This window comes from Micromonospora echinofusca, assembly GCF_017614955.1.
Classification (GTDB): Bacteria; Actinomycetota; Actinomycetes; order Mycobacteriales; family Micromonosporaceae; genus Micromonospora; species Micromonospora echinofusca_A.
Window position 1 is genome coordinate 1 of the sequence record NZ_WVUH01000561.1, and the last position, 2,721, is coordinate 2,721.

General features: G+C 71.3%; 5 protein-coding genes. All 5 read right to left on the minus strand.

The window, feature by feature from the left end:
- Positions 1-126: 126 nt before the first annotated feature.
- Positions 127-693, minus strand: a complete 567-nt coding sequence (locus GSF22_RS32675; protein ID WP_208817768.1) for a GNAT family N-acetyltransferase — start codon at positions 691-693, stop codon at positions 127-129.
- Positions 694-806: 113 nt separating this feature from the next.
- Positions 807-1,004 carry a DUF397 domain-containing protein gene (locus GSF22_RS32680; RefSeq protein ID WP_208817769.1) on the minus strand — a complete coding sequence of 66 codons (198 nt, stop codon included), beginning with the start codon at positions 1,002-1,004 and terminating at the stop codon, positions 807-809.
- 55 nt (positions 1,005-1,059) lie between these two features.
- Positions 1,060-1,257, minus strand: coding sequence for a DUF397 domain-containing protein (locus GSF22_RS32685; RefSeq protein WP_208817770.1), 198 nt, complete (start codon positions 1,255-1,257; stop codon positions 1,060-1,062).
- A 55-nt stretch (positions 1,258-1,312) separates the two neighbouring features.
- Positions 1,313-1,510, minus strand: a complete 198-nt coding sequence (locus tag GSF22_RS32690) for a DUF397 domain-containing protein (protein WP_208817770.1) — start codon at positions 1,508-1,510, stop codon at positions 1,313-1,315.
- The gene (locus tag GSF22_RS32695; RefSeq protein WP_208817771.1) at positions 1,510-2,391 is read right to left on the minus strand and encodes a helix-turn-helix domain-containing protein; all 882 of its coding nucleotides are present in this window, start codon (positions 2,389-2,391) and stop codon (positions 1,510-1,512) included. The genes GSF22_RS32690 and GSF22_RS32695 overlap by 1 nt, the downstream gene beginning before the upstream one ends.
- Positions 2,392-2,721 lie beyond the last annotated feature (330 nt).

Genomic DNA, 2,721 nt, shown 5'->3' on the forward strand with positions numbered 1-2,721 from the left:
GGGTCCGGCGTGGGGACGTGGTTCGGGGGCGCGGTGGCGCATACGAGACTCCTGACACGGTGACGTGGTGCATGACGTGCCAGCCCGGAACTCCCACAGCATTGAAGCAGATAACTGGAAAGCGCTTCAACGGTCGCCGGCCCACTCGTGGGCCAGGATCGACATGACGGTGGCGTCGACCCAGTCGTCGCCGTCGCGTAGCGCGTCCCGCAGGGTCCCCTCGGCCACGAAGCCGACCTTCTCGTAGACCCGGCGGGCCCGGGGGTTGAAGGCGTACACCTCCAACGAGATCCGGTGCAGGCCGAGGTGCGTGAAGCCGTAGCCGACGATGAGGCGTACCGCCTCGGTGCCGAGCCCCCGGTCCCGGCCGGAGGCCACGAGCAGGGTACGGAAGTTGCAGCTCGCGTTCACCGGGTCGTACTCGTTGAGCACCACCTCACCGACGCACTCGTCGGTGGCCCGGTCCACCACGGCCAGGTCGAGCCGGTCGGTCTGCGCGTTACGGGTGGTGTACCAGCGTCGGCAGTGCCCGGCGTCGAAGGGCTCCGCACCGGCGCTGCCGGTAAGCCGGCGGATCTCGGGGTCGTCCAGGGCGGCGACGAAGGTGGGCAGGTCCGCGTCGAGGAACGGGCGGAGGGTGACCCGGTCGCCGACCAGGGTCGGCTTGACGGAGAAATCAGCGGCTTCGGGCATCGCCGGATTGTGGGGGCGGGCACGCCGGGTCGCCACGGGTTTTCCGTGCCGGCCGGCAACCCGCCCGCACGTCTGCCCAGCGGGACCGCTGCGGCCCGCCCGCACGTACCGGTTCAGTCGGACGGTCGGGCGAGCGCGGCGACGAAACAGCGCCAGTCGGCCGGGGCGAAGGTCAGCACCGGGCCGGACCGGTCCTTGCTGTCCCGCACCGCGACCAGGCCGGGCAGGTTGTCCGCCACCTCCACACACTGTCCACCGTTGGTACCGCTGCGGGTGCTGGTCCGCCAGCGGGCCCCGGTCAGGTCGACCATCACCACTCCTTACGTATCGTGAGGCATCAGCAGGGCCGAGGTGGTACCGAGCGGATCAGCGGGACGGTCGGGCGAGCGCGGCGACGAAACAGCGCCAGTCGCCCGGGGCGAAGGTCAGCACCGGGCCGGACCGGTCCTTGCTGTCCCGCACCGCGACCAGGCCGGGCAGGTTGTCCGCCACCTCCACACACTGTCCACCGTTGGTACCGCTGCGGGTGCTGGTCCGCCAGCGGGCCCCGGTCAGGTCGACCATCACCACTCCTTACGTATCGTGAGGCATCAGCAGGGCCGAGGTGGTACCGAGCGGATCAGCGGGACGGTCGGGCGAGCGCGGCGACGAAACAGCGCCAGTCGCCCGGGGCGAAGGTCAGCACCGGGCCGGACCGGTCCTTGCTGTCCCGCACCGCGACCAGGCCGGGCAGGTTGTCCGCCACCTCCACACACTGTCCACCGTTGGTACCGCTGCGGGTGCTGGTCCGCCAGCGGGCCCCGGTCAGGTCGACCATCACCACTCCTCAAGCATCGATTCGATGAAGCTCCTCGATTGTTCCGCATCCAGCGCGGTCCCCTCCAGCCCGCGCCAGACCCGCTCGTAGGTCGCCACCTCGGCGGGCCGGTCCAGGTAGAGCGCGCCGGTGATCGACTCGCTGTAGACGGTGGTCGGCTCGGCCCGGCCGATCCCGCCGGGCTTCGGGAACTCCAGCAGGGTGAAGGTGCCGGCCTCGGCGGCGAGCGGCGGCCCGGCGGCGGACGGCAGCACCCGCAGCCGGACGTTCGGCAGCAGCGCGGTGTCCCGCAGGTGGGCGAGCTGCGCCAGCCAGACCCTCCGGTCCGGCACCGGCCGGCGCAGCACCGCCTCGCTGAGCACCACGTCCACCTCGGGCGCGGCCGGCAACCGGCGTACCAGGATCTGCTGGCGCTGCATCCGGACGGCGATGGTCCGGTCCCGCTCCGGCTCCGGCGTCTCCGGCCGGTTGAGCTGGTAGAGCGCGGTGATGTACTCCCGGGTCTGGAGCAGCCCGTTGATCAGCTCGGCGTCATACTGGCGGATCCGGGAAGCCGCCCCCTCCAGCGAGACGTAGAGCGAGAACCACTGCGGGATGGCGTCCCCGTAGGCGTGCCACCAACCCCGGGAGCGGGTCTCCCGGGCCAGCCCGAGCAGCACCGCCCGTACCCCTTCCGGCGCTTCGTACCGGTCACAGAGGACGGTGACGTCCGGAGCGCGCATCGGGACGAGGCCCTTCTCCATCCGCCAGACCTTCTGCCGGGAACACTGCAACAGGTCGGCGGCGCCGTCCAGGGTCACGCCCGCCTCCTCACGCAGCTCGGTGAGAAACCGACCGAGCTGCCGGCGCGGCACCGTCGAACCCGTTGTTTCCTCCGTCATGCAACAAACCGCCTCTCCTGGTGCAACGGAACCCGTCCGTGGCGCACCCGACCGGACCTGGGCTCCTCAGTGGAGGGACCGGTCAGGTGTGCCGCATCAGGAGATGAACCGCTCAGCGGTGGGAAAGGACACGGGCCCGGCCGGGCAGGGGGAAGCAGGGCCGGCAGGCCGGCGAGGAGAAGGAGGAAGCGGGCGGCTCAGTCGCCGGTGTACCGGCGCTGCTGCTTGCGCTGCGACTGGCGCTTCTTCTCGTCGAGCCGGCGCTGCTTGGCCCCACGGGACGGCCGGGTCGACGAGAAGAAGCGCCAGTCGCAGCGCAAGCAGCAGCGC